The organism is Dyadobacter chenwenxiniae (genome assembly GCF_022869785.1).
Taxonomy (GTDB): domain Bacteria; phylum Bacteroidota; class Bacteroidia; order Cytophagales; family Spirosomataceae; genus Dyadobacter; species Dyadobacter chenwenxiniae.
The window spans coordinates 6754319-6780828 of sequence record NZ_CP094997.1 but is presented as its reverse complement, the minus strand read 5'-3'; the positions used below and the strand labels follow the sequence as shown (position 1 = coordinate 6780828).

Genomic DNA, 26510 nt, shown 5'->3' with positions numbered 1-26510 from the left:
CTTTGAAGGCGATTGTTGATTTTAAATATTGTATTTTAATAATTTAGGACATTTGTCGTTACCCTGTTATAACTTTACACGAAAATAGCATGGCCCCGATTACTAGAAATTCTTTAAAAATAGGAAAAATCTAATTTACTTTGCCATGTTATACACATCCAATAAGTAAGTATGCTCATATTCAAAATTCAAAAACGCTAGTCTTATATATAGTTTTAATGAATTGCAGGCATTTCAATAGTACAATATTACTTCATATGAACAGAATCAAATTGGCAAAAAGTTATAAAAGCATTCTCCTTTATCTCCTCTGTTTAGTTATTTCGTTGCCATCCCTGTCTCAGGGAATTCCCCAATCCATTCCAACCGCTCCTACCGGCACTGCGCCTCAAAGCGGAACCAATAGCGGTGCGCCGAGAGGTAATGCGGGCAATGCTGGCAACGCGGGAAATTCAGGGAATACACAGGGAAATCAGCCTGGTGCCAACAATCAACAACAGTCTGGTACTCAGCAAAATGCTGAGGGGCAGGGAACTGAAAAAGGAAAAGCCGCGGCTGACCAAAAGGCTCAAACGGGTGACCAGTCGAATCAAAGTAAAATAAACGACACCACATCTTCTCAGCTTTCCGAGGCAGATCAGGAAAAAGAAGCTTTCCGCCAGAAAATCTACGGATATTCTCTTTTTGCAGATAAAAACCTTGATGCCATCCCGGATTTCCAGATCGCAACGCCCACAAACTACATTGTAGGCCCTGGTGATGAGCTTAAAATCTTCATCTACAACTACGCAGAAAGCACTTACGAAGTCACAGTTACAAAAGACGGCTTTATTTCGTTGCTCCGCGTGGGTAATGTATATGTGGCGGGGCGTACGATTGAGGAAGTCCGCAAGATATTAATTGACAAGTTCTCTAAATTTACGCCTGGTCTCATTGGCAGCGGTGGTGAAACGGCAAGGACCAAATTGATGGTAACCCTTGGCGATGTACGCACCGTAAAGGTCTTTGTAACAGGAGAAGTGATCAATCCCGGAACTTATCAGGTGTCCTCATTGTCGTCTGCGTTTAACGCACTTTACCAGGCTGGCGGACCAAACGAAATTGGATCTTTCCGTGATGTGCGGGTAGTTCGCCAAGGTAAAGTTGTGTCGCATATTGACATTTATGATTACCTTGTTAATGGTAAAATCGATGGTGATATACGTGTTCAGGACAATGATAATGTGGTGGTTGGCTACTATCTGAAAAGAGCGGAAATAGCGGGGATGGTAAAACGCCCGGGCATCTACGAGCTTAAACCAGAAGAGAAATTAGGCGATATGCTTCGTTATTCCGGTGGTTTTAATGATAAAGCTTACCGCGCAAGATTGAAAGTGCAAAGGATCACGTCAAAAGAACGTAAGATACTGGATGTAGCAGAAGCCAATTACGAAAATTTCGAAATAGTAACCGGTGACTCTGTAAATGTCGAAACGGTTCTGGATCGTTTTGAAAATATAGTAACTGTTGAAGGCGCCGTCATGCGGCCGGGTGATTATGCACTGGATAACAGCCCATCATTGAAACAACTGATCGACAATGCGCAAGGCTTGCGCGAAGATGCATTCGTAGGACGTGTGAGTGTATTAAGAACACGCCAGGATCTGGTTTTGGAAAGCATATCGATCAATTACACGGATATCCTGAACAATGTTACGCCTGACCTTATTTTGACCAGGCTGGACAGAGTCATTGTCCCTTCCAAATTTGACATGGCCGAAACGGCATTTGTGAGTGTAAATGGAGAAGTAAATAATACGAAGATTACCGAGAACGAAGGCAAATTCCCTTACACGGTCAATATGACCCTCGAAGATCTTCTGGTTCAAGCGGGAGGACTTAAAGAATCTGCTTACACGTCCGAAATCGAGGTGATCAGAAGAAAAAGAAATAGTATTGCAGGAGCTGCAAATGCGCAGATTTCGGAGGTCTTCAAGTTTGATGTGGACCGTGACCTGTCCCTGAACAGCAAAGGAAGCAACTTTACGTTGATGCCTTTTGACCAGGTAACTGTTCGTAAGTCACCTAACTATGTCGAGCAGCAAACTGTATTTGTGGAAGGCGAAGTGCTTATCGCAGGTCCTTATACTATTGTGAATAAAAATGATAAAATCAGTGATGTCATCAAAAGAGCCGGCGGTTTAACCGAACTGGCCTACCCCGAAGGAGCCACATTGCTGAGAAGAACATTGGTGAGAGAACTGGATGAACCAACTGATTTCGATCAGGCGGAACAGACTGAAAAGAGCATCAAATCAGGAACGATCATTGGTGATGTTCCAAATGTGAAAGAAGAATCGATAGGGATCAAGCTTAAAAATATCCTGAAAAGCCCGGGCTCGTTTGAAGACCTGATTGTTCAGGAGGGTGACATTATCCGTATTCCAAAAAGACTGGAAACAGTGCAAGTCAACGGGGCGGTCCTGTATCCCACAACGGTAAAATTTGGAAAGGGAATGGCATTTTCTGACTACATTTCGCAATCCGGCGGCTTCACAACGGAGTCATTGAGAAAAAGCTCTTATATTAAATATCCTAATGGAAATGTTGACAGAACAAGAAGATTCCTGTTCTTCAATGTATATCCGAAAGTTGAACCGGGCTCCGAAATTTTCGTTCCGCAGAGAGCCGCTCCTGCATTGAATCCGCAGCAGGCACTTCAAACCGCAACAGGAATTTTGGGTTCTGTAATGAGTTTAATTTTAGCAGTCTTGGCCTTCCGATCAATCAACTAATGTCAACTACGACACTACAACCGCAACAACAAGTACCAGAAGATGAGCTGACCCCGAAAGAGGTTATCGAAAAAGTGCTGGTCGTAAAAACGGCGATTCTCCGTAACTGGAAAATGCTGGTGCTCTTGCCTATCCTTGGTTTTGGGATCGGATATGGCTTGGACACATTCATTGATAAACCGAATTTGTATGAAGCTGAGGTTGTGTTCAACCTTGGTGCAGGCACGCAGTCGTCCGGTTTCGGCGATATGGCGGGGTTGCTGGGATTGGGAAATGCTCCTGATGCGAACATTTTTACAGGTGAAAACTTTTTCTATTTCGTGAAATCGCGTCCGGTTTTGGAAAGGAACCTGATGAAAGAAGTGGAAGTGAATGGCAAGAAAATGATCCTAGCGAACTTCTTCATTGATTCAAGCGGGATCAAGAAAAAGGAATGGGAAGAAATTCCTGAAAATCATACCTTCCAATTCGCCAGCCGCGATATCAAGAACCTTGACATGAAGTCGAGAAGAATCTTGAATGAGTTGGTTAAGAAGGCAGCCGCCGCGACTGAAATTGCTTCCCTGGATCGTAAATCTTCGTTTATTTCACTCTCAACCAGCATGGAAAACGGCACGCTTGCAGGGCTCTGGGTGACAAAGCTTCTGGAAACGGTTGAGGAAATGTATACAGAAAACCAGACACAAAAATCGCGTAAGACATTAAATCTATTACAACATCGCGCTGACTCCCTGGCAGCAGTGCTTGGCATAGCCGAACACAAGCTTGCAAGACAATTGGATTACAGCGCGCAAATAATGTTACCGGAAGCCAAGGTTTCTGCCAGCAGTATGGAAAGAAAATCGGCCTTCCTGCAGACGCTTTATTATGAAGCGATGGGAAGCGCTGAAAAAATGCGTGTCACCATGGTTCGTGAAGCGCCTTTATTTACGGAAATTGAAGGCATCAAAGTGCCGTTGGACATTAAAGCAGAAGATAAGAGGAACGCAAAAATCGGGGCATTGGTAGGCGTGATGCTCGCACTAATATTCACTTATTTCCGGACGGTCTTTGCAACCCCCACAGTAGTAGTTAAGCAATAGAATGGCAACTCAACACTCAATTACAATAAAAGCAGGCGGATCCGAGAAGGATTATTGGAAAGATCTTTGGCTCAACAGGCAGTTACTCTGGATTTTGTCAAAGCGCGACATTTCAGTTCGTTATAAACAAACCCTGCTAGGTATTGCTTGGAGCGTTTTAAGACCCATAATGACCATGACTGTCATGGTCTTTGTTTTTAGTTATCTTGCCAAAATCAAAAGTGATCCTGGCGTCCCCTACCCGCTGATGGTTCTGAGCGGACTCACAATCTGGACTTTCTTTGCGAATACATTTACGCAGATCAGCAACAGTATCCTTATTAATGGGAATCTGGTTTCCAAAGTGTACTTCCCAAGGCTGCTGATGCCGTTGAGCTCCATAGCTGTCGGTTTTGTTGACTTTCTGATCGCTTTCGGGATATTTATGGTGATGACACTGTTCTTCAAACATCCCATAAGCTGGAACATTGTATTTCTTCCTTGCTTCATTTTACTTACATTTATTACAAGTTTGGGGTTTGGCCTGTTCTTTGCGGTTTTGAACGTTCGCTTTCGGGATATCGGTCAGTTAATTCCATTTTTAGTACAAGTTGGAATGTACGCCGTGCCAGTTGCTTACAGCAGCACACTTGCAAAAGGAACATGGTTTGAAAAATATTATAACCTGAATCCCCTGGTTGGTATTATCGATGGTTTTCGTTGGTGCTTGCTGGGTGACAAAGCATATTTTAATCCCCAAAGTCTTTACTCGACGACAATAATTTCCTTTTCGATATTGATATTGTCTTTGATTTATTTCCGTAAAAAAGAAAAAACTTTCGTGGATCATATCTGAAATAATTACATTTGGGCATGCCTGTAATCGTAGCTGAAGACATCAGCAAGAAATATATTATAGACCATCAACGTAAAAATGGTTCTCCAAGCTTGCGTGATATTGTGACCGAACAGGTTGACAAAATGTTCTCGCGCAAGCAGAACAATTCCGATTTTGCCGAAAAAGAAGAATTTTGGGCATTAAAGGATATCAACTTTTCCATTGATCAAGGTGACCGAATCGGGATCGTGGGGCACAACGGCGCAGGGAAGTCAACACTATTGAAAATCCTCAGCCGCATCACGGAACCCACCACAGGCCAGATCAAGATCGAAGGCCGCATTGCCAGCTTGCTGGAAGTGGGAACCGGTTTTCATCCTGAACTGACAGGCCGCGAAAATATCTTCCTTAACGGTGCGATATTAGGAATGGCCAAAAGCGAGATCAGGCAGTCATTTGATGCCATTGTTGATTTTGCAGGTGTGGAAAAATTCTTGGATACACCGGTTAAAAGATATTCCTCAGGGATGTATGTGCGGCTCGGTTTTGCTATCGCAGCGCACCTTAACCCTGAAATCCTGATCGTAGACGAAGTTTTAGCGGTTGGCGACACCGAATTCCAGAAGAAATGTCTTGGCAAGATGCGTGATGTTTCCGAAAGCGGAAGAACATTGATTTTCGTAAGCCATAACCTGACTGCCATTCAAGCCCTTTGCAACAAATCCTTTTATTTTGAAAAAGGAAGGTTGATTGATCAGGGTGAAACTACACATATCGTTACCAATTATCTGAGCAAGGTTTCTCATAAAACGCTTGAAAAGCATTGGGACAACATTGAAAATGCGCCGGGTAACGATCAGGTCCGTGTCAAAAGATTTAAGCTTTTCCCTGAATATCAGGACGATCTGAACCACATCGACGTCCGTACGCCTATCAATTTCCAATTTGAATTCTGGAACCTGGTTGAAGGCGCAAGCCTGAACCTGAGCATGCACTTGTATACGTTTACAGGTGAGTGTATCTTCAATGTGGGAACGCAGGCTGAAACTTTTTCCAAAGGCCTCGTAAGCGGCGTTTGTGAAATTCCAGGCCATTTCCTGAACGACGGTTCCTATGTGGTTTCTATGATGATTGTAAAGGACACCAGCACCGTTCTCTACAACATGGAAGAAGCCCTTATTTTTGATATTGAGGATTATCGTGAAAATGTAACCTGGTATGGCAAATGGCCCGGATATATTCGCCCTCAACTTAATTTTTCCATTCGCCAAACTGAACATGTAGTGAATGATTAACGTCACTAAAACCTTCTTACCAGACCAGGAAAAATATCTGCAATATGTTCGGGAAATTTGGGAACGCGGATATCTGACCAATAATGGTCCCGTTCTTCAGGAACTGGAAGCAGAATTAAAAAAATACCTGGGGGTTGACCACCTATATTTTTGCGGAAACGGAACGATCGTCCTTCAAATCGCCATTAAGGCGCTTGAAATTTCAGGCGAGGTGATTACAACGCCCTTTTCCTATGTTGCTACTTCCAATGCAATACTCTGGGAAAACTGCACACCCGTTTTCGTGGATATTGACGCTCAGACCTTTAATATAAATCCAGCGCTGATCGAGGCTTCAATCACGCCTGCTACAACTGGGATTCTTGCCACGCACGTTTATGGCAATCCATGCGACATTGAGGCCATTGAAGTCATTGCCAAAAAGCATAACCTGAAAGTAATTTACGACGCGGCGCATGCATTTGGCGTCACATATAAAGGCAAATCTCTGCTTTCCTATGGCGATTTAAGCACATGCAGCTTTCACGCCACCAAAGTTTTCCATACCATTGAAGGCGGAGCATTAATTTCAAATCATCCCGAGCTCGACAAGAAATTGCACCTTTTGCGTGCATTCGGCCATCAGGGCGATGAACATTATCTTTATGCTGGGATCAATGGCAAGAATTCCGAATTCCACGCAGCCATGGGTTTGGTAAATCTTCCCCTAGTGAAAGACATTATTGCTGCCCGCAAAGAAGTTTTTGATGCTTACAACAGCATGCTTAACTGGGATGTGCTTTACAAGCCGGTTATCAGCAAAGACATTGAATATAATTACGCCTATTACCCCGTTGTGTTTCCTTCCGAGCAAGTGATGTTCCGGGTTATGGATGCATTGCGTGAAGAAGATGTGATTCCGCGGCGCTATTTTTATCCTTCATTAAATACGCTGTCGTTCATGCCAAGGCAAATTGCTTGTCCGGTTTCTGAGGATATCGCGCTAAGAGTGTTAAGTTTGCCTTTATATGTTGGCCTTCCGTATTCTGATATAGAACGGATTTCCCGCATTGTTAATGCTCATTTATTACCAGAATAGCATGGGTTTTGTTTACTGGCTTGCCTTCTTACTGTTTTTATACAGCATTAGTTTCGTTGCAAAAAAAATAGCCCAGCCGTCCCTGGCAGAATGGCTCATTGTTTGTTTCATGCTATTCGTGGGAAGCGTCATCCCGGCAGGTTTTGTACTATCTGCATTAGATCTTACCGCACAAACCTGGGCATGGATCATGGCCACATTCGTTGCCTTAAGCCTGCATTATGTAATCTGGACCTCGTTGATCCAGTCACAGCCCTCCTACTCCATTCGTGACGTCATTGCCAACAGGGCAGAAACCTTCCGGTTTTGGACAAAGGAGCTTTCCGTTTATCTGAAAACAATATTTTTCTTCATGTTTGGCACCATTGCTGTGATCGCAGTGACCAACCTCATTCTCGTGCTTTTCACGGTGCCAAATGAATGGGACAGCATGACAGGCCATTTGAACCGAGCCATCCGATACATTCAACATGGCACAATGGCTCATTTCGGAGGGACGAACTGGAATATGGACACTTATCCCAAAAGTCTCACAACGATCCAGATTTACAGTTATCTGATCAGCGGAAAGATCGAAAATGCGTTCAAACTAATTCACCATACTTCCTATTACATCACGCTCGTTTGCGTGTTTGGAATTGCGCAGCGCATCGGCCGGAACTTATCTGCAAGTTTCTTTTGCGCACTGGCTTACGGCATGTTCTTGAACTTCTTAATGCAGGCTGTAACCACCGAAACGGACATTGTTTTAACCGCTTACCTAAGCTGCCTGCTTTATTTCCTTTTCACCTATTACAGCACGCGCAACAACAAATATTTGTATTTATCAGGCCTCGCGTTCGGGGTGGTTTTCGGGCATAAAATAACTTTTGCATTGTTATTACCGTCCGTTTTTGTAATCATGCTTTACACGGTGTTCCTGGCACCGGATTTTAAAGTGTTTTTTCACAGATTCTGGAAACTGGCGGCTGCTATTTCGCTTGCGATGCTCGTTTATACATTTCCGACAGGTTATATCAAGAACATTATGGTTTTCGGGCATCCCATAGGCCCGCCTACCGCATTAAAACATCAGTCTGTTGAGCGTTTTGGCACATTATCTAACCTTTTCGAACAGGGAAGCCGCAATGTAGTCCGTTACACCTACGAATTTTGTAACCTGGATGGCATTCGCAATGCACAGTGGGGATACGATTTAAATACAACCATTCGCAAGCCACTTGTCATTCTGGAAGACAAATTGCGCATGCGGCTGGACGAAGAGACCGAATATGCGATCGTACCTTTTTCTTTCCAGCGCCGGTTTGATAACTTCAATGCCAATCCATACTGGGGTGTTTTTGGTTTTGCGCTGATATTGCCATTGATATTTTTCACATTGATCCGCGTCTTCCGATCCCGCGTGCATTCGTTTTTAGCCCTGGCATTCTGCCTCCACTTTGCAGCGATCTCCTACTCTGCCGTTTACGATCCATTTAAAGGGAGATATTTTATAGAGACTGGCTTATTCGGCGTTCTATTCCTCTTATTGTTGTTTTCAAACCACCGGTTATCAATCCTTAAACCGCGACGGAACGTTTGGAAAGGATACATTATGCTTGTTGTCGGGCTGGCCTGCGTTTCGGCGGTGATGTCGGTTTATCTGAACATTCGCTGCCTTCCTATCGCAGCTTACGGGTATAAATCTGCGTTGCAAACCGACAGGATCCATTTGCAAACATTCGCGCGTCCCGACATTACGAAGGCATATCAGACATTTGATTCCATTGTTCCAAAAGACGCGACCGTTGCACTGGCGACCATTAATGATGATTTCGAATATCCGCTTTATGGCGAAGATCTTTCTCGTAAACTGATCAGCATTAATCCTTTTGAACAAGGTTTGAAACCGATTCCGAAGGACGCGGATTATCTTTTTTATGCCAAAAGCGTGATCAATGACACCAGCCGCATCAAATCTTTACCCACCGACATTCGTTTAGGGAGCGATACGACAATCACCAACGTGGCTGTCCAGGGAGAAGATTATTATCTCAGAAAGCTTAAATAGCCATTCATGACCATCGCCATTATGCAGCCTTATATATTTCCATATATAGGCTATTTTCAGCTGATTAACGCCGTTGATAAATTCATTATTTACGATGATGTGAATTTTATCAATAAGGGGTGGATCAACAGAAACAATGTGCTGGTGTCCGGTCAGGCTCACCTTTTTACTATCCCGCTCAAAGACGCGAGCCAGAATAAGCTTATTAACGAGGTAGAACTTTCGAAAAGCGAACCCTGGCAAAAAAAGTTTTTGAAAACCCTTCAGCAATCCTATCAGAAAGCCCCCTATTTTCAAAAGGTTTTTGTTCTGATCGAAGAAATTGTAAATTTAGACGTTCAAACAATATACGAACTGACCTTTCAGGCGCTGAAAAGGACGTGCGAATACATGGAAATCACGACTGAAATTGTGCCCTCATCCATGATATATCAAAACACACACTTAAAAGGTCAGGAAAGAATTCTGGATATTTGTAAGCAAGAAAATGCCAGCCATTACATTAATCCGATTGGTGGGATGGAATTGTATGATAAAGAGAAATTTGAAAAGGAAGGGATAAAACTTGACTTCATCAAAAGTGTTGCAAGCCCGTATCCCCAATTTAAAAATGCTTTCGTACCTTGGTTGTCGATTATAGATATCCTGATGTTTAACGATCCGGAGCACATTAAGGAACATTTAAAGGCATACGAACTTATTTAACAATGGCTAAGGTTATCGTTTTTGGAGTACTCGACACAGCGGAACTGGCACACTATTATCTGACCCACGATTCAGAGCATGAAATAGTCGCTTTCACGATTAATCGCCAATATATTCAGGATGAATCCTTTAAAGGGCTGCCCGTTGTCGCTTTTGAAGATGTTGCCTCCCTTTTTCCTCCTGCTGAATACGCTTTTTTCGCTCCGATGACCGGCAGAAACATGAACCGGAACCGCGAAGGGATTTTCAATGAAGCAAAATCCAAAGGTTACAAGTTCATTTCGTACGTCAGTTCGCACGCCACCATTTTTGACAGGAGTGTTATCGGCGATAACTGTTTTATCCTGGAAGACAACACCATTCAGCCTTTTACAACCGTTGGAAATAATGTTGTCATGTGGAGCGGAAATCACATTGGCCACCACGGTCAGATTAAAGACCACGCATTCTTTACTTCCCATGTAGTGCTTTCAGGCCATTGTGTTGTTGAATCTTATTCTTTTTTTGGTGTCAACAGTACAATTCGCGATTACACGACCATCGCACAGGGAACTTTGGTGGGTATGGCATCTGCTATCACCAGGGAAACCGAGGAATGGGGAATATACATTGGAAATCCGGCCAAAAAAGTGCCGGGTAAGAAGAGCTTTGAGGCTTATTGAGCATATCCGGGTGAAGAATGTAATCGGGTAACCGAATTTTGAGACAGCAATTTACTGGGTAATGGAGCATAAGAAAATCTTATTTGTAAGTCATGACGCCAATCGCGCAGGGAGCCAGTTGCTGCTGCTGCAATTGCTAAGACTATTGAAAGAGCGAGGCGTTCCTATGCATTTGTTGCTTTGCAGCGGCGGAGAGCTGGAAAAAGATTTTGAAGAAGTTGTTGGTGTAACCCGTTTATATCAAAACATCAAAGTAACCGCCACTCCACTTACCGGAAAACTGCTTAAAAAAGTCCCGCTCTATAAATATTACCAGCAGCATTCGGCACACAAGATCAACGAAAGGATTGCAAATGAGTTGTCTCATCAGAATATCGGGCTTGTCTTTGTAAATTCCATTGCCAATTCGGGCGTTTACTCTGAGTTTCTGAAATTCCTGCACCATTTACCCCTTGTGCTATTTGTGCACGAGCTGGGCATGGCTGTAAAGCTTTATTCACATGAAAAGCAATTGAGTTTCATGCTGAAAAAAGCGGGGCATGTTATCGCCGTCTCAAACGCAGTCGCCAATTACTATATCAGGAAATACAGTTATCCCGAAAATCAGGTCAGCACTTTCACACTTATTGATCACGAGCACATTGATCGGAAGGTGAAAACGGTGCAGCGTGATATTTTGGAAAAAACATACAATGTGCCGCATGATGCGATCGTGATCGGTGGTTGCGGAAATGCAGAATGGCGTAAAGGAAACGATATTTTCAACTGGATAGCTAAACGGGTTATTCATAAAACCAGCCCGTTGCCTGTTTATTTCGTATGGGTCGGCGCAGGTCCGCAACACGAAATTTACGAATTGATTGAAAGCGACATCCGGCTGATGGGACTGAGCGACAAGATCATTCTCGTTCCGCCAACGCCACACGCATTAGATTATATTAACCGGTTTGATGTGTTGCTCCTGAGTTCGCGCGAAGACCCTTATCCGCTTGTGGTTTTGGAAGCAGCTTTGCTGGAAATTCCGGTGGTTTGTTTTGAAGATGCCGGCGGAGCACCCGAACTGATCGAATCAGATGCGGGCTTTGTGGTTCCTTATATGGACATTTCTGCTGCCTCCGAGGCAATTATACAGCTGGTCCTGGATCCATCACTGCGTGAAACGCTCGGCCGTAATGGCAGAAAGAAAGTATTGGAGAGGCACAATACAGAGAAAAGCGTCGCAAGCGTCGAAGCCATCATTCAAAAGTATTTACCTTTACAGGTTTCGGAAAAGCAGAATCAATGACAATTGCCTTCACAATTTGCTCCATAAATTATTTAGCCCAGGCCAGGACATTAGGCGATTCACTTAAATCCACCAATCCGGACGTCCTTTTCTTTATCGGTCTGGTTGATTCATTGCAAGGTGTCGTTTTTGAAAAAGGATATGCAACTGAGTTCCCAATGATCGAAATCGATAAGATCGAGATCCGGGATTTCCAGGAAATGGCTGACAGATACAACATTACTGAGCTCAATACAGCCGTAAAGCCATTTTACTTTACCTATTTTTTCAAACATTATCCCGAAGCAGATAACGTCATTTACTTTGATCCGGACATTATCGTTTTCCAACCGCTGACGGAATTACTGTCTTCATTAGCAACGCACAAAGCTGTATTAACACCGCACATTAATACGCCGATTGAAGATCAGCTGAAACCAAACGAGCTTCACCATTTGAATACCGGCGTTTACAACCTGGGTTTTGTGGCTTTCAGCAGATCCGCCGAGATCACGGAATTTATCCATTGGTGGGAAGAAAAATTGAGATATGAATGCCTTATCGACCTTTGTAATGGTCTTTTTGTAGATCAGAACTGGATGAATTTTCTGCCAGTATTTGTCTCAAACACGCATTTGGAACGTAATCCGGGTTATAATGCGGCTTACTGGAATTTGCACGAAAGAGTATTTTCAGAATCAGAAGGCACACATTTCGTAAATGGAACGAATCCGCTGATTTTCTTTCATTACAGCGGTTATGATCCACAAAAACCTGGTGTTTTGTCCAAATACCAGGATCGCTTCGAACTTTCAGCACGCCCGGATCTGACGGCTTTATTTGACCTTTATCGGAACAGCCTGATCAACAACGGCAATGCATATTATCGCAAATATCACTGCGCTTACATCAAACCTACCCCTGTTCGTCGTTATCAGCGCGTACGAAAGCTGCTGAAAATGCCTTTGAACTACATTATTGATCAGCTGGAAACAACCTGATGAAAGAGCTTGTATCCGTTATTGTGCCCATTCTCGATCCGCAGATCAACCCCACAGAAGAAAGACTCCTGCATCATTGCCTTAATACGCTTGATAAATATCCAGTCATTTTCATCACTTATGAGGGCGCAGATCTTTCAATTGTCAAGGAGCATAATGAAGATATTGATGTAATTTATTTCCCTGAAAAATACTTCCTGTCGCGAGCTGCCCTTGCGGGATTACTGCTTATGGAGGATTTTTATGACCGTTTCAGCTGGTGCGATTTTCTTCTCATTCATGAATTAAATAGCTGGGTTATCCGCGATGAGCTCTATTACTGGTGTAAGCAAGGTTATGATTATCTGAAAGCCGGACCGCTGGAAACCGACAACATTAAGCGGCTTTCCGGAATGGTTGCGAGGCTCTCTGGCCTGAAAGAAGATGAAAAACGACTGTTCGGGCACGCATATGCCAACAATGGGATCTATCTTTGCCGCATAGAACGCATGATCAGTACAATTAAAGCGAAGCAAAAAGAGGTTTATCGCTATCGGCATATTGATGATTTTTTGAATGCCGATTCTGTTTTTTGGGAAATTGAAGCGAACCGGTTTTGGCCTTATTTGCGGAAACCTACAAACATTGTTCGCAACCACTTTGCTATGGATGCAGCTAACATTGATTTAAACAAAACTTTACCCTTTGCATTAACCGGCATTTCGAAGGAAAATATTAATCAATTGCCTTATTTCAAATCATTGCCGGAAGCGGACTAGTTGCACATGAACATTATTTACACGGTTTGTAACAGAATCAACCTTGCCCATGCGCTCGCTTTGGCCGATTCGGTTTTGCTTCACCAGCCGAACCATACATTTTATCTTTGCTGGGTTGACGATACACCAATACAAGTCCCGTCACACATCAGAGTACTGACCATTGAGCAGGCGGAAATTCCGGCCTGGAAAAATATGGAGGCTCAGTATTACAACTTTGAATTAACTGCAGCTTGCCGTCCGTGGTTTGCATTAGCACTGCTGCGCCTGCACAAGGATTGCGAAAATCTTGTTTTCCTGGCTCCGTCGGTCATTCTGGTGAAACCATTTGAAGATGTTATCAATCCTGATTCCAACATTCATTTAACACCTAACATCAAAAAGCCACTCGCCCCTTCCCAGATTCTGGACGACAAGCGGATTTTAAACATTGGCATGTTCCATTCCGGCAGCTGGATGTTGAAATGTGGTGAGAAAACGCTGAAAATGTTAAACTGGTGGGCGGAAAGAACCGTCGACCGTGCTGAATTTGATCTTTGCAATGGCAAGAATATGGATCAATTGTGGCTTAATTATACATTGGTATGGATTCCCGAAACAACACAAATTGGGCATCCTGGCTGGCATTACGGGCTGCATTCCATTCTTAATAATGATCTTCAAATGCGAAATGGCGATTATCACATTGATGGAAAGCCACTGATATCGCTCGATTTTGCAGGACTGGATTTTTTTGATCCCGTATGGTCCAATCACATTGCCCTTATGCCGGCAAATAATGCTTTTCATGCATTGTTTAACATCTACAAAAAAACACTGGACAAATACAAAAAGTTACTTCCTTCCGATCGGCAGCCAGGTTATGGCAAACCTGCCAAGATCCGGGAAAACAGGATTCTAAGAAATAATATGGCAGCGAAATTAAAATCGATCACTGCATTCATTGACCAGTTTTAAATCACCAAAGCGGAAAATCAGGACTATATGCACTTCCTAGAAAAAAATACGCAGGACTTGCGGAATTTTATATCTGAACTTAAAATTAACGGCTCTGAGAACACCACTGATCAGCAGGATTATCCGAAATTAACGATCATAACGCCGTCCTATAACCAAGCTGATTTTCTGGAAAGAACGATTTTAAGTGTTTTAAACCAAAATTATCCCAACCTGGAATACATTATCGTTGACGGCGGCTCAACGGATCACAGTGTTGAAGTGATCAAAAAATACGAAAAATATCTTTCCTGGTGGGTTTCAGAAAAAGACCGTGGCCAGGTGCATGCCATTAATAAAGGTCTTGAAAAAGCAACAGGCGATTATATCGGTTTCCAAAATTCCGATGATGTATATTTTCCGGACACTTTTGCTCGTTTTGGGAAAGCAGCCTTAAACCAGGAAGATGACATCATTTACGGCGACCTCTACATGATAACCCCGGAAGATGAGGTCACCGAAATTTTGAAAACAACTTCATACAGCTTTGATTGCCAGATTCTAGAAGGAATGCAAATCCATAATCAGACGCTGTTTTTCAAGCGGGCATTGATTGAAAAATATGGAAAGTTTGATGAATCTTACCGTTTCGCCTTTGATTACGAGTTCATAACACGTTACACGTATCAAAAATCGACCAGGGTTAGAAAAGTTGAGGGCCTGGGAGGCGCATTGCGGGTGCACCCGGATGCGAAGTCGTCTACGATTGCGTCGGTAGGAAAAGAGGAACATGCGAAGATCCAAAAATTGTACATTTCAACGAACGGTTCAGCAGCTTCCAACAAAATAAGGTATCTTTGGTGCCGAGTTCGTAAAATCCTCTATTTCGCAGTGCGATTAGATTTACAATATATCCGTTTCAGATTTTCCAGATGAATTGGAGTCTACTTAATATAGCCACCAACTTTAATAATCTCAGATATTCCATCGGCATCGCCATGATGTTCAATGGTTTCCCGCTGATCTTTTTCATTCGGGATACTTTGGGTATTGGGCCGGCTAGCAGCGTGTTTACCGCCATATTTTTCGCCCTGGCTTTGTGTCTGATGGTGCCTATGCACCTCTTTAAGAGACTTTACAAGCCTAATGTGATCCTCTTTAACCTCGGTCTCGGCTTTCTTCTGCTTACATTATATTATTTCTTTTTTATCAACAAGCAGGGCAAATCCGTTGCAGACATTGGGAACTACGTCTTCATTTTCGGCTTCCTGATACTCCTAATGCATGTTCCTAACGATGTGAAGGACACGCTGATCATGATCCTTTTTCTGATGTCATTGTTTACCAACATTACATTGGTCTATTCTATCCTGAACGACCCCAACTGGACGCCCGGAATGCGTGCCGCGGTAAGCTTTGCCAACGAAGGCGCACAACCCGGTGGAAATCCGCACATTACAGCCCGAAACGGCATTATTTGCATGCTGTCCGGCATGGTGATGCTGGGCAGGACGCCCGGTATTTTTACCAAATTGTTCCTGTTTTTCTCGGTGCTGTTCAGCCTGGGGGTTATCGTTATTGCACTCGCCAAATCCAGTTATCTGGCCGTTGGCATTATGATCCTTGCTTACTTCATCCTGCAATTCAAAATTTCGAATGTCTTTTCCGCCATCGGGAGCGCTTTCAAAATGAAGAACATGGCTTTCATTGTGCTGATTATCCTGGGCATCCGATACTTTTTAATTCGTTATGGTAATGTTTTGGATATGCTCTTGGGTTATTGGGACGCTTTTGAAAACCGGATCCTGGACGTAATTTTTACTTCAACGGGCGTAAGGATAACGGAAACTGCGGACACGGATGCCTCCGCAATGGGTCGTGTAGGCGGATTTGGTGAATTCACAGAGACCTTATTTTCATGGGATGTTTTCCTCGGCAGAGGCTACAAATCGGACTATCTGGACATTCCCCTTCTGGAATCCTGGGTGAGCCATGGCGTTTTCGGATTTGTGTTTTTCGCAGGATTCAACTTTTTCCTTTTCGTTTACGCCGTGCGCGAAGTCCGGCGATATACGAATCCGCTGACCACTTTCCTGGCTTATTTCTTTTTCTCTTTAATGGTGTTGCTATTCACCGGCGGAAGGCCCTACGACATTGCATTCTGGTTTCCTTACCTGGTTATGATCCGGTTTTTGGGCATCAAATATCTGGATAATATTCCCAGACGATCCGCAACAACTCAACTCACAACGGTTACCAGCTAACCCTTTTTAAAAATTAGTCGTTGGGCGATTTTCGAAGAGCCAGCGAAACCTGCTCATGAGAGACCGCGTTGAACAATTAGATGGACTAAGAGGCATTTTTTCCATTCTCGTGATCGCCCACCATCATAATGCGTTCAAAGAATCGGTCTTTTACAACAACTTCTTTGTCATCAATTCCAGTCTTTTTGTTGACTTTTTCTTCGTTTTGAGCGGTTTTGTGATCGCGATGAATTACGTTGAAAGGATCAGCACCGGAAAGGATTTTGGCACGTTTCTCAAAAAGCGGTTTATCAGGTTGTTCCCGCTTCTTTTTTACACAGAAGTCATCTTTATTATCGCCAGTCTGATCGGCGAAAGCAGTCCTATGAAAAATGTTGGCGAGCTTGGGCTGCGCTATTATGCTTACACAGCCTTTGACACGCTCACATTCATGGGTTCTACGCCCGTTTTCGGCTCCTGGATCAGTAATAATTATCCGGCCTGGTCCATCTCTTCCGAAATGGTTTCGTATGCTTTTTTTGGGCTGGTTATTTTGCTTTTACCAAAAGTGAAGTATGTCACTTTTGCGATAATTGCTTTATTATCAGGTATTTTTATTATATCAAGAGGCGAATATCTATTGGCTTATGACTATGGTTTTGTCCGCGGACTGCTTTGTTTTTCGTTGGGGATATTTACAAACCTCGTATTAAGCAAACGAACATTCAGCTTGTCTGCGTTTGAAATTCCTTTCCTGATATTCCTGATTTCAGCTATGTATGCTGTTCATCATTACGACCTTAACTTATGGAAACTTGTTTTCCCGTTCATCTTTGCGGTGGGGATTGTCATTTTTGCAAGTTCAAAAGGAGTCGTGACACAACTGCTTAAAAGTGGTTCATTTCAATATCTGGGAAAAATCTCCTATTCCATTTATTTGAACCACGCTATTGTACTGATTTTGGTCAACGTAGTCCTTTTTCGCGCATTGAAATCGCCTGTTAATGAAGGGATGATCGCCATTTCGCTGGTCATCTCCATTTCGCTCACGATCCTTTATTCGCATTTCACTTACGAGTTTATTGAGAAAAGGGCGGGGAAGCTGTTGAAGAATTTGTTGGAATGAAAATTGAGTAAACAGGTAAACCTTTCATTGTTTTGAATGGTTATCCTAATAAACCAAAGCAGAAATCATGGCCACATTTTCAGAACTCATCAACAGCAATAAGCCCGTTCTCGTCGATTTTTCAGCAGAATGGTGCGGTCCCTGTAAAATGATGAAGCCCATTTTGGAAAAAGTAAAATCCGAACTCGGCGACTCCGCAACCATCATTAAAGTGGACGTCGATAAGAACAAATCCGCTGCTAATGCTTACAAAATCCAGGGCGTGCCTACTTTGATTGTTTTTAAACACGGCAAACCCATGTGGAGACAATCCGGCGTTGTGCAGGCAGATCAACTGAAATCCATTATTCAGAAATACATCTAATAGTTAACGTAATCCCGGAAATTTTGAGAGGCAACGATTTGGAAGTCATTGAAAACAAAAATTTCAGCATTGAAGATCTGACTGAAACCAGTTACGAACAAGTCAAATTTCTCAACTGCACGTTCTCTGATCTTTCAGGCATTGACTTCATCGACTGCATTTTTCAGGATTGTAACATGAGCAATGCAAGCGTCAAAAATTGCAAGATTTCTGATATTGAGTTTATCAACTGCAAATTGCTGGGTGTTAATTTTTCTGAATCGAAGGACTTTGCATTTGCGGCCAGGTTTGAAAACTGCATCCTGGATTATGCAATTTTTGAACAAAAGAAATTGAACAAATCTGCATTCAGTAACTGCAAGATTCATGGAGCAGACTTCACACAAGCCGACTTATCCAAGTCTAAATTCTACAATTGTGACTTCTGGGATGCTGTTTTTGCCAACACCAATTTAGCAGGCGTTGACTTCTCCAACAGCAAGAATTTTACCATCGACCCAACCAGTAACAACATTCGCAAGGCCAAATTCCTTTCTTCGGATCTGGCTGGCCTGCTGACCAAATTTGACATTATTATCAAGTAGCATTTTGACCGCCTGCGCATTTTTCGTTTCTTGGCGCGTCTAAATCTACCTATTCAATTATGTCACTTCAATTGTTTGCCGAAACCGTTTATACCGGTCAGGAAATTCTTAGAAACCAACTTATACAAGTCATAGAAGGTCAGATTGCCGGCATGGAATACGCTGAACCGGATCCAACGGTAACGCGCGTTGCCAATCTCGCGCCCGGCCTTTTTGACAGTCATATCAACGGCGGCGAGAAATTCTATTTCACAGAACGTGCTGACGAAGAAACCATTGACGATATTTATCAGGCTAGTGTAAAAACCGGAACAGCCTACGTGCTTCCCACGCTCATTACTTCTCCGCAGGAAAATATCCTGAAAAGCATTGAAGCAACGCGTAACTACATCGAAAAAAATCCACATTCCGGCGTTTTGGGAATGCATTTGGAAGGACCGTTCCTTAATCCTATCAAACGTGGCGCACATTTAACGGCCTACGTGCGCAAACCGACGGACGCTGAGTTAAGGGAAGTAATTTATCACGGAAAAGACATTATCAAGCTGATCACCATTGCACCGGAAATGTTCACGACCGAACAAATCCAAATGCTGCTGGAATCCGGCATAACCGTCTCCGCAGGCCATTCTAACGCAACTTACGACGAAGCAACCGCAGCATTTAACCAGGGAATTCAGCTTGTTACGCATTTGTACAACGCCATGTCGGCATTTGGTCACCGTGCACCGGGCCTAGTTGGCGCTACATTTGATAATGAAAATGTGTATGCACCGCTAATAATCGACGGAGTGCATTGCGATTTTGGTGCAGCCAGTGTGGCTTATAAGATCAAGAAAGACAAGCTGTTCCTAATTTCAGACGCATTGTTTTTAGGCGAAAAAGTAACAGAATTCAAATGGGGTGAATTTGATGCTTACTTGAAAGACGGTCGCTATACCAACTCGGATGGGAACCTCGCCGGAGCCACCATATCATTGCCCGACGCGGTTCGTAATGCGGTCAATATAATTGGCATTCCTTTGCAGGAAGCCATAGAAATGGCTACAATCAGGCCTGCAAAAGCATTGGGACTGGAAAAACAGATTGGCAGCATTGCTATTGGTTACCCTGCAACATTCACCACATTTGATGATAATCTGGAAAATTTCTCGGTTTTGAAAATGTAATGTTTACAAAATGAGCATTCCGCCTGCTTTGAGCTGAGTCCAGGTCATAGAAGTCATAAAGTTCTCGAAGCTGCCCAATCCGGCGGCTTCGAAATCATTTTTCAATTTCTCCAAAGGGCAAGCTTCTACATTGGAAGACAGCAACTTAGGCATAACCTCCACAAGCCACTCCCCCACAGCTACATCGGTTTCTATTGCCCACTCCTTTTTCTTATTATAAAAAACCAGTTCCGCGATTTCGTAAACCTTTTTGCCTTTTTTCTCCTCAAAAACAGACATTTCCGGCAAGCTCCCGAGCCAGGTCACAACCGCATTCGGCCTGTGTGCCAGCTCAGGCAGCTTACTAATGCTCTTTTCAATGTAATTGGGCGGAATGGAAGTCGGTGGCACTTTGAAATCAAACCATCTGGAATGCGGAAAGTCAAGACAAACGCCGTGCATGTAATTGAAAAGCGACTTCCGTAAACCCTCAGCAAACAAGTCGTGGTTCGCGCCGGAAGGATCGCCATGTTCCAGATCATTATTAGCAAAGTCCCCGCCATGAGGTCCAATCCGCATCACATCAAACTCCTCGGGATGTAAACCAACCGGACTATGCGCCGTCATCGCAAACCGATGCCAAAACCCCGATTGCACAATGCCAGCCTGAAACAATTGCCGCACCATTTCCAGCGAATCAATCGTTTCCTGGGCTGTTTGTGTCGGAAAACCATACATTAAATACGCATGCACCATGATGCCCGCCTGCGTGAATGCATCCGCGACGCGCGCAACCTGCGCAACCGTCACGCCTTTTTTCATGCGTTCCAAAAGCCGGTCAGAAGCCACTTCCAAACCTCCCGAAATGGCAATGCAACCGGAAGCTTTCAATAGCAGGCAAAGGTCATGCGTGAAGTTTTTTTCAAAACGAATGTTAGTCCACCAAACGACCGTGAGCTTCCTTCTGATTATTTCAAGTGCCAAATCCCTGAGCAACGCCGGCGGCGCGGCTTCATCCACAAAATGAAAGCCGTTCTGTTGCGTTTGTGCAATGATTTCTTCAATGCGATCACAAAGCAATGACGCCGTCATCGGCTCGTAACGTCTGATATAATCCAGCGAAATGTCACAAAACGAGCATTTGCCCCAGTAACAGCCATGCGCTAGCGTCAATTTATTCCAGCGGCCGTCACTCCAAAGCCTGTGCATGGGATTAACAATTTCAATCACCGACAAGTAGTCATGCAAGGGTAAATCGCTGTAATCCGGCGTGCCCGTATCACGCTGCGGCACATCCTTTTCCCTGGCGCCATTGTGATAAATTACTGCACCATCCACACGTGAATAGACACGTTTGAGCTGCGTAATTTCCCTTTCCCCGTCGAGATATTCCAACAGGGAAAGCAAGGGCGCTTCACCGTCATCCAGACAAATAAAATCAATGTAATTAAAAACGCGGGGCTCCTTCAATGTGCGTAATTCCGTATTTGGAAAGCCGCCGCCCATGACGATTTTAATGTTGGGATAATGCTTTTTCAGATGCTGTCCACATTTGAAACCGCCGTAAAGATTTCCGGGAAAAGGAACTGAAATGCAGACGATATCAGGATGGTATTTTTGTAGTTTCTGTTCCAAAACATCCGTTAATGTCTTAGACAACAGCGTATCAGGCGCTTGTAATGCAGCTTCCATCTCATCAAAACTCGTCGCAGACCTGCCTAATCGCTCAGCATAACGGCTGAAACCAAAATGCGGATCAACAGCCTCCTGGACCAAGTCGCCCAGATCTTCAAGATACAATGTTGCGAAATGCCGAGCCTTGTCATGAATTCCCATCGTCCCAAAAGCCCAGTCCATATCCTCCAATTGCTGGAAACGGCTCGCTTCCGGCAAATAACTCCGGTCGCAAATACTGTGCGCTAATGTTGGATTCTGGTTTTTAAGAAAACGGATAACCGGGTCAATGGTTGAAATGTATTCGTCTTTGAGCGAATAAATGCGAAAACTATTTTCCGAAAGCGCAATGTCAGACGCGTCAAGCTGCGCAAAAAGTGTCCGTAAACCCTCCGAAGAAAACAACTCCAAAATCACATCAATCCCTAAATCCGCCTGATACGACTCCCTACCCAAAGTGTTCAAAAACCCTTTTAGATAAGCCGTAGCCGGATAAGGCGTATTAAGCTGAGTAAATGGCGGCGTGACAAAAAGCGTTTTCTGCTGCAAGGTGACTTCAAGTTATTAAACAGTGTAAAGGTACGACTGGAAAAGAAAAATCGCACCTGTCGGATTTGTTGCGCATCCCTGATAGTTTCCGTAAGTTCGGCCAGCATTGGCGCAACCCCTTATGAACATTCTTTCAGACGTTTTATTTCAACAATATCTTGATCAAAATAAATCTCTATGTTGCCGCGTGCAATCAGACCATAATAGCCCGATTCTGTTCGTATCCAGTATTTTAAATGTCTCAACCATTCAATTTTAATATGCGTGCTGCTTTTCCCGGCTTCTTTTTAACATTAACATCATTACTTCTTGTAATTAACAGCGCTTCGCTTTTCGCTCAATCAAGTAAAATATATCCACCATCCCCATTCCCTGACCGCGTTATACTTGGTTATAAAGGTGCTCCGGCGACTTCGCAGGCCGTAAACTGGCGAACCGATTCCACTGTCACAAAAGGAATTGCAGCCATTCATGAGGCCGACCCTTCGCCCGATTTTGTGCCTAATGCCAAGATTGTGAATGCATTGACGCAGGCGGTTAAGCTGGATGGAAAGCTGGTGCATTATCATGAAGTGAATTTCACGGATTTGAAGCCTTCGACCCAATATGTTTATCGCGTTGGGAATGGAGAAAATTGGAGTGAATGGTTTCATTTTACGACGGCTTCGGATAAAAATGAGCCCGTGTCTTTTCTTTATTTTGGGGATGCGCAAACGGAAATACGCTCGCTTTGGTCACGGGCGATTCGCGGCGCTTACGCAACATTGCCCAAAGCCGATTTCATGATCCATGCGGGGGATTTGATCAACCGTTCCAACGCAGATCACGAATGGGGCGAATGGTTTGAGGCGGGTGGCTGGATTAACGGAATGATCCCGAACCTTTCAACTCCCGGTAACCATGAATATTTTAAAGACACAGACAATGATCTGAAAGTCTCCCAGCACTGGCGCCCGCAATTTGCATTGCCGGAAAATGGCCCGGACGGAATGATTGAAACGGCTTACTACATTGATTATCAAAATAATAGATTCATCTTCTTAAATTCTGAAGAAGCTGATAACAGCATTGGGGCAATGAACCGCCAGGCAGATTGGTTTGAAGAAGTTGTAAAAACGAATCCAAATCGTTGGACCGTCGTCGTGCATCATCACCCGGTTTATTCCACAAAGCAAGGTCGCAGCAATGATCGCTGGCGCAGGAAAATGGAGCCGCTTTACAAGAAATACAATGTGGATATCGTGCTGCAAGGTCACGATCACAGTTACGGTCGGGGCTTAAATATGCCAACAGGAGAAAGCCGGCAAACGCCCGACGGGCCGATTTACGTCGTTTCGGTAAGCGGGCCTAAAATGTATGACATTGGTTTGCAGGATTGGATGGACCGCGCGGCTTCCAACACGCAATTGTATCAGGTGATCACCATTGATTCGAGTAAATTGGCATTTAAAGCATTTACAGTGAGCGGCGATTTGTACGATTCGTTCGAGCTTAATAAAGATGATAAGGGCAAAAATACGCTGGTTGAACTCGAAGGAACCTTGCAAATGAAGGAGCGACTGGAACTGCCGGACCGTTATTTGAAAACATTTAAAGAGGCTGATTTAAAGCATTACAATGAGCGTTTTCAGGAGTATAAAAAGCGTAAAGGTTTGAAGTGAGGCAACCAGACTTCCCAAGTCTTGAAGACTTGGAAAGTCTTACAATTCGTTCTTAACAGCCCAAAAAATAGCATTCTTGAAAATGGTCTTATAAACATCATTTTCAAACAGAACCGGCGAGTGTCCCATGAAAATGTAAATGTTCTTCGCTTTCATTTTCGGATTCAACCAAATGACAGGATGGTCGCCCATTTTCACCTCGGAATCAGGCGAATAAGTGGATTCATCAACGCTCGCCAAGACGTCTACATTGGGCCGCGGGCTTTTGTCATAGATATACCATTCCTCTTTTTTCACCAAAAATGTCGCGGGAACACCCTTCATCACGGGATGATCGCTCTCCTCCACTTTCACGGTGGCGGCGGCAAAGTCGGCGATGTAATTTTTGTAGCGAATTCCGCCCATGAAATCCGCAAACCAAGGCCAGATCTTGTAGCCGTCAAATTCGCCCAGTAATGTGGCATGGTGAAAGCCAATCCAGCCGCCTTTGCCTTCATTGATATATTTTTCAAATGCCGCTGATGCTTCCGGTTTCCAGGCATAAGGAACATAATCGAGCTGAATAATGAGCTGATAATTAGCCAGATATGCTTCACTAATCGGGTCTGTTTTATCAATGTAATCAATGGAAAAATTCTCCTTTGCTGCCAATGAATCCAGCCAAATTCTGGCCCTTTTCGAATATTCAATGTGGTGGCCGCCCGGTTCAGCCATCGCCAAAACCCTGAATTGTGGTTTTTTATTTTGCCCAAATGCAGCTGTGCAGACGCAGAAAAGTAAGCACGCAAGCAGAAAAGCGGGAAGTTTCCCGGCGAAAGTATCCATGATTTTAAGGTGTTTAGGAATAAAACCGTCCCTATTTCAGGACGGGTAATGTTATGCTGCTGCTGTATTGTGCATTGTGGTGAATCGTAATTTTTGATTTCTGAAAATCCGCTTCATTGGCTTCAAAAATATTCAGAAACTTCTGTGGGTTCCTGTCTACCAATGGAAACCAGCTGCTTTGAATCTGCACCATAATGCGATGTCCTTTTTTGAATGTGTGGGCGGTTTCATTGAGCTTAACAGTTACTTTTTCCACTTTATCTTTTTTAAATGGCTCAGGTTTTGAAAAGCTGTTCCGAAATTTCCCACGCAACACTTCTGCCCGCACCATTTGCTGATAACCGTTCATATCCACCGGCTTATCACCATCTTTTGCGCCCGGAACCGAGGTGTTAGCAGGCCAGACATCAATGACTTTTACAATAAAATCCGCGTCAGAACCGGTCGTAGAAACCAGCAAATTGGCAATGATCTCACCCGTTAATGTCACATCGGCCGTCAAAGAATCCGTCTGAAAACTAAGCACATCCGGCCGTTTCGAAGCAAAACTCTGGTCTTCGGCCATATAAGCATTGTTCCTATGACCGCCGGTTACGCTCGTGTAAGGAACCGGGTTTGCCGGATCGCTTTCGTAAGCGGTTTCACCAGATTTCGCAGCAGGCTTAGAAGTTGATAATGTGCCATTTGCATTCAAATAATAAGGGGTCGGCCGACTATTTTTCGGCGGCCAGACATCGTAATTTTTCCATTGATTAGAGCCCGTTTCGTAAACCGTCACTTCCGGCTGATCAAAACTTCCTTTTCCTTTGAGATAAAAATTAAAAAATTTCGTCTCGATTTCCTCTTGAAAATATTTGTTCAAATCGCCGCCAAAATGATATTGCGCAAACGACTTCCATTGTGGCGCAGCCCAGCCTCCATGCGTCCACGGTCCCATTACGAGCCGATTATTATTTCCTGGCGTCTGCTTCTCGATCGCTGCATAAGTTTTCAAAGCACCATATAAATCCTCTGCATCAAACCACCCGCCAACGACCAGCACGGCAGGTTTTATGTTTTTCAAATGCTTTTTTATATTCCTGCTTTCCCAAAATTCATCATAAACCGGATGCGCCACGGTCTGCCGCCAAATGCTGTTGGGATCAGAAAAATAAGCGTCTGTATTGGCTTTTTTCAGAGGGCCGAAATCCAGGAAATATTTGTAAGTATCTTTAAATTCAGCTTTGAAAAACGGTTCATAATTCTCTCCATTAGCACTTTTTGGGCCGTCGAAGCCACTGTAAAAACCAAAGTTATCCATCAAAAAAAAGGCTCCATTGTGATAACAGTCGTCACCGATAAATTCATCGGACATTGGCGCTTGCGGCGAAACAGCTTTCAACGCCGGATGTGCATCTGGCAATGCCGCAGAAGAATAAAATCCGGGAAAGGAAATGCCGGATTGACCGACCTTACCATTGTTTTTTGTGTTTTTCAAAAGCCATTCAATCGTGTCATAAGTGTCGCGCGACTCATCGACATCTTTAATACTCGTCTTCTTGTCAATCGCCGGCGTCATTTCCCTGAAATTTCCCTCACTTTTATAACGACCGCGCGCGTCCTGATAAACGAAAATGTACTTTTCCCGCATCAGATAAGGATTTGGCCCCAGGCTACGGCGATATTTATTGACTCCATAAGGCCGCACTGAATAAGGCGTCCGCTGCATGAGGATCGGATAAGTTTGAGACGAATCTTTGGGGGAATAAATGGCAGTAAAAAGCTTCACGCCATCGCGCATCGTGATGTATTGCTCCGTTTTAATGTAATTTTCCCTCACCCAGTTGGTGTCGGGCGCCGCCATGTTTTGAGCCTGACAAATGCAGGTTGAAAGCAGCAAATAGAGCAATAGCAAACGTTTATTCATGGCTGGTT

At 43.8% G+C, this 26510-nt stretch carries 22 protein-coding genes; 19 read left to right on the top strand and 3 right to left on the bottom strand.

The window, feature by feature from the left end:
* The first annotated feature begins 257 nt into the window (after window positions 1-257).
* From MUK70_RS29140 to nagA, 18 genes are all read left to right on the top strand, one after another.
* Window positions 258-2774: an SLBB domain-containing protein gene (locus MUK70_RS29140; protein ID WP_234657928.1), complete on the top strand. Its 2517-nt coding sequence runs from the start codon at window positions 258-260 to the stop codon at window positions 2772-2774.
* Complete coding sequence (locus tag MUK70_RS29135) at window positions 2774-3856, top strand: hypothetical protein (protein ID WP_234657927.1); 1083 nt, start codon at window positions 2774-2776, stop codon at window positions 3854-3856. The genes MUK70_RS29140 and MUK70_RS29135 overlap by 1 nt, the downstream gene beginning before the upstream one ends.
* A gap of 1 nt (window position 3857) precedes the next feature.
* Window positions 3858-4691: an ABC transporter permease gene (locus MUK70_RS29130; RefSeq protein WP_234657926.1), complete on the top strand. Its 834-nt coding sequence runs from the start codon at window positions 3858-3860 to the stop codon at window positions 4689-4691.
* 17 nt (window positions 4692-4708) lie between these two features.
* The gene (locus MUK70_RS29125) at window positions 4709-5968 is read left to right on the top strand and encodes an ABC transporter ATP-binding protein (protein WP_234603800.1); all 1260 of its coding nucleotides are present in this window, start codon (window positions 4709-4711) and stop codon (window positions 5966-5968) included.
* Window positions 5961-7046, top strand: coding sequence for a DegT/DnrJ/EryC1/StrS family aminotransferase (locus tag MUK70_RS29120; protein ID WP_234657924.1), 1086 nt, complete (start codon window positions 5961-5963; stop codon window positions 7044-7046). Before MUK70_RS29125 ends, MUK70_RS29120 begins: the two co-directional genes overlap by 8 nt.
* A 1-nt stretch (window position 7047) precedes the next feature.
* Complete coding sequence (locus MUK70_RS29115) at window positions 7048-9096, top strand: ArnT family glycosyltransferase (protein ID WP_234658049.1); 2049 nt, start codon at window positions 7048-7050, stop codon at window positions 9094-9096.
* 6 nt (window positions 9097-9102) lie between these two features.
* Window positions 9103-9801: a WbqC family protein gene (locus MUK70_RS29110; RefSeq protein WP_234657922.1), complete on the top strand. Its 699-nt coding sequence runs from the start codon at window positions 9103-9105 to the stop codon at window positions 9799-9801.
* Between the two features lie 2 nt (window positions 9802-9803).
* Window positions 9804-10463: an acetyltransferase gene (locus MUK70_RS29105; protein ID WP_234657921.1), complete on the top strand. Its 660-nt coding sequence runs from the start codon at window positions 9804-9806 to the stop codon at window positions 10461-10463.
* 61 nt (window positions 10464-10524) lie between these two features.
* Window positions 10525-11748 (top strand): glycosyltransferase family 4 protein, encoded by a 1224-nt coding sequence (locus MUK70_RS29100; RefSeq protein ID WP_234657919.1) that lies wholly within the window; start codon window positions 10525-10527, stop codon window positions 11746-11748.
* Window positions 11745-12728, top strand: coding sequence for a glycosyltransferase family protein (locus MUK70_RS29095; RefSeq protein ID WP_234603805.1), 984 nt, complete (start codon window positions 11745-11747; stop codon window positions 12726-12728). Before MUK70_RS29100 ends, MUK70_RS29095 begins: the two co-directional genes overlap by 4 nt.
* Window positions 12728-13486 carry a DUF5672 family protein gene (locus MUK70_RS29090; protein ID WP_234657918.1) on the top strand — a complete coding sequence of 253 codons (759 nt, stop codon included), beginning with the start codon at window positions 12728-12730 and terminating at the stop codon, window positions 13484-13486. The genes MUK70_RS29095 and MUK70_RS29090 overlap by 1 nt, the downstream gene beginning before the upstream one ends.
* Window positions 13487-13492: 6 nt before the next feature.
* On the top strand, window positions 13493-14443 hold the full coding sequence (locus MUK70_RS29085; RefSeq protein ID WP_234657917.1) for a hypothetical protein: 951 nt from the start codon (window positions 13493-13495) through the stop codon (window positions 14441-14443).
* Between the two features lie 27 nt (window positions 14444-14470).
* Complete coding sequence (locus MUK70_RS29080) at window positions 14471-15358, top strand: glycosyltransferase family 2 protein (RefSeq protein ID WP_234657916.1); 888 nt, start codon at window positions 14471-14473, stop codon at window positions 15356-15358.
* Entirely contained in the window at window positions 15355-16686 is a 1332-nt protein-coding gene (locus MUK70_RS29075) for a hypothetical protein (RefSeq protein WP_234657915.1), read from the top strand. Before MUK70_RS29080 ends, MUK70_RS29075 begins: the two co-directional genes overlap by 4 nt.
* A gap of 55 nt (window positions 16687-16741) precedes the next feature.
* Window positions 16742-17791, top strand: coding sequence for an acyltransferase family protein (locus MUK70_RS29070; RefSeq protein WP_234657914.1), 1050 nt, complete (start codon window positions 16742-16744; stop codon window positions 17789-17791).
* Between the two features lie 67 nt (window positions 17792-17858).
* A complete protein-coding gene (trxA, locus tag MUK70_RS29065) occupies window positions 17859-18155 on the top strand; it encodes a thioredoxin (RefSeq protein WP_234603814.1) in 297 nt (98 codons plus the stop codon).
* A gap of 23 nt (window positions 18156-18178) precedes the next feature.
* Window positions 18179-18739, top strand: coding sequence for a pentapeptide repeat-containing protein (locus tag MUK70_RS29060; RefSeq protein ID WP_234657913.1), 561 nt, complete (start codon window positions 18179-18181; stop codon window positions 18737-18739).
* Window positions 18740-18798: 59 nt separating this feature from the next.
* The gene (nagA, locus tag MUK70_RS29055; protein WP_234657912.1) at window positions 18799-19908 is read left to right on the top strand and encodes an N-acetylglucosamine-6-phosphate deacetylase; all 1110 of its coding nucleotides are present in this window, start codon (window positions 18799-18801) and stop codon (window positions 19906-19908) included.
* A 3-nt stretch (window positions 19909-19911) separates the two neighbouring features.
* Here the strand turns inward: nagA and MUK70_RS29050 are convergent, their stop codons facing one another.
* Window positions 19912-22110: a B12-binding domain-containing radical SAM protein gene (locus tag MUK70_RS29050; RefSeq protein ID WP_234657911.1), complete on the bottom strand. Its 2199-nt coding sequence runs from the start codon at window positions 22108-22110 to the stop codon at window positions 19912-19914.
* 260 nt (window positions 22111-22370) lie between these two features.
* Between MUK70_RS29050 and MUK70_RS29045 the strand changes: the two genes are divergently transcribed.
* The gene (locus tag MUK70_RS29045) at window positions 22371-23771 is read left to right on the top strand and encodes a purple acid phosphatase family protein (protein WP_234657909.1); all 1401 of its coding nucleotides are present in this window, start codon (window positions 22371-22373) and stop codon (window positions 23769-23771) included.
* 39 nt (window positions 23772-23810) lie between these two features.
* Here the strand turns inward: MUK70_RS29045 and MUK70_RS29040 are convergent, their stop codons facing one another.
* Window positions 23811-24596 (bottom strand): ThuA domain-containing protein, encoded by a 786-nt coding sequence (locus MUK70_RS29040; protein WP_234657908.1) that lies wholly within the window; start codon window positions 24594-24596, stop codon window positions 23811-23813.
* A 31-nt stretch (window positions 24597-24627) separates the two neighbouring features.
* Window positions 24628-26502 (bottom strand): CocE/NonD family hydrolase, encoded by a 1875-nt coding sequence (locus MUK70_RS29035; RefSeq protein ID WP_234657907.1) that lies wholly within the window; start codon window positions 26500-26502, stop codon window positions 24628-24630.
* Window positions 26503-26510 lie beyond the last annotated feature (8 nt).

Excerpts from the sequence above, each read along its gene's own strand:
- nagA (WP_234657912.1), top strand. The coding sequence starts at position 18,799 with ATGTCACTTCAATTGTTTGCCGAAACCGTTTATACCGGTCAGGAAATT.
- MUK70_RS29075 (WP_234657915.1), top strand. The coding sequence starts at position 15,355 with ATGAATTGGAGTCTACTTAATATAGCCACCAACTTTAATAATCTCAGA.
- MUK70_RS29140 (WP_234657928.1), top strand. The coding sequence starts at position 258 with ATGAACAGAATCAAATTGGCAAAAAGTTATAAAAGCATTCTCCTTTAT.
- MUK70_RS29080 (WP_234657916.1), top strand. The coding sequence starts at position 14,471 with ATGCACTTCCTAGAAAAAAATACGCAGGACTTGCGGAATTTTATATCT.
- MUK70_RS29045 (WP_234657909.1), top strand. The coding sequence starts at position 22,371 with ATGCGTGCTGCTTTTCCCGGCTTCTTTTTAACATTAACATCATTACTT.
- MUK70_RS29110 (WP_234657922.1), top strand. The coding sequence starts at position 9,103 with ATGACCATCGCCATTATGCAGCCTTATATATTTCCATATATAGGCTAT.
- MUK70_RS29115 (WP_234658049.1), top strand. The coding sequence starts at position 7,048 with ATGGGTTTTGTTTACTGGCTTGCCTTCTTACTGTTTTTATACAGCATT.
- MUK70_RS29040 (WP_234657908.1), bottom strand. The coding sequence starts at position 24,596 with ATGGATACTTTCGCCGGGAAACTTCCCGCTTTTCTGCTTGCGTGCTTA.
- MUK70_RS29125 (WP_234603800.1), top strand. The coding sequence starts at position 4,709 with ATGCCTGTAATCGTAGCTGAAGACATCAGCAAGAAATATATTATAGAC.
- MUK70_RS29105 (WP_234657921.1), top strand. The coding sequence starts at position 9,804 with ATGGCTAAGGTTATCGTTTTTGGAGTACTCGACACAGCGGAACTGGCA.
- MUK70_RS29070 (WP_234657914.1), top strand. The coding sequence starts at position 16,742 with ATGAGAGACCGCGTTGAACAATTAGATGGACTAAGAGGCATTTTTTCC.
- MUK70_RS29120 (WP_234657924.1), top strand. The coding sequence starts at position 5,961 with ATGATTAACGTCACTAAAACCTTCTTACCAGACCAGGAAAAATATCTG.
- MUK70_RS29095 (WP_234603805.1), top strand. The coding sequence starts at position 11,745 with ATGACAATTGCCTTCACAATTTGCTCCATAAATTATTTAGCCCAGGCC.
- MUK70_RS29130 (WP_234657926.1), top strand. The coding sequence starts at position 3,858 with ATGGCAACTCAACACTCAATTACAATAAAAGCAGGCGGATCCGAGAAG.
- MUK70_RS29035 (WP_234657907.1), bottom strand. The coding sequence starts at position 26,502 with ATGAATAAACGTTTGCTATTGCTCTATTTGCTGCTTTCAACCTGCATT.
- trxA (WP_234603814.1), top strand. The coding sequence starts at position 17,859 with ATGGCCACATTTTCAGAACTCATCAACAGCAATAAGCCCGTTCTCGTC.
- MUK70_RS29085 (WP_234657917.1), top strand. The coding sequence starts at position 13,493 with ATGAACATTATTTACACGGTTTGTAACAGAATCAACCTTGCCCATGCG.
- MUK70_RS29135 (WP_234657927.1), top strand. The coding sequence starts at position 2,774 with ATGTCAACTACGACACTACAACCGCAACAACAAGTACCAGAAGATGAG.
- MUK70_RS29100 (WP_234657919.1), top strand. The coding sequence starts at position 10,525 with ATGGAGCATAAGAAAATCTTATTTGTAAGTCATGACGCCAATCGCGCA.
- MUK70_RS29090 (WP_234657918.1), top strand. The coding sequence starts at position 12,728 with ATGAAAGAGCTTGTATCCGTTATTGTGCCCATTCTCGATCCGCAGATC.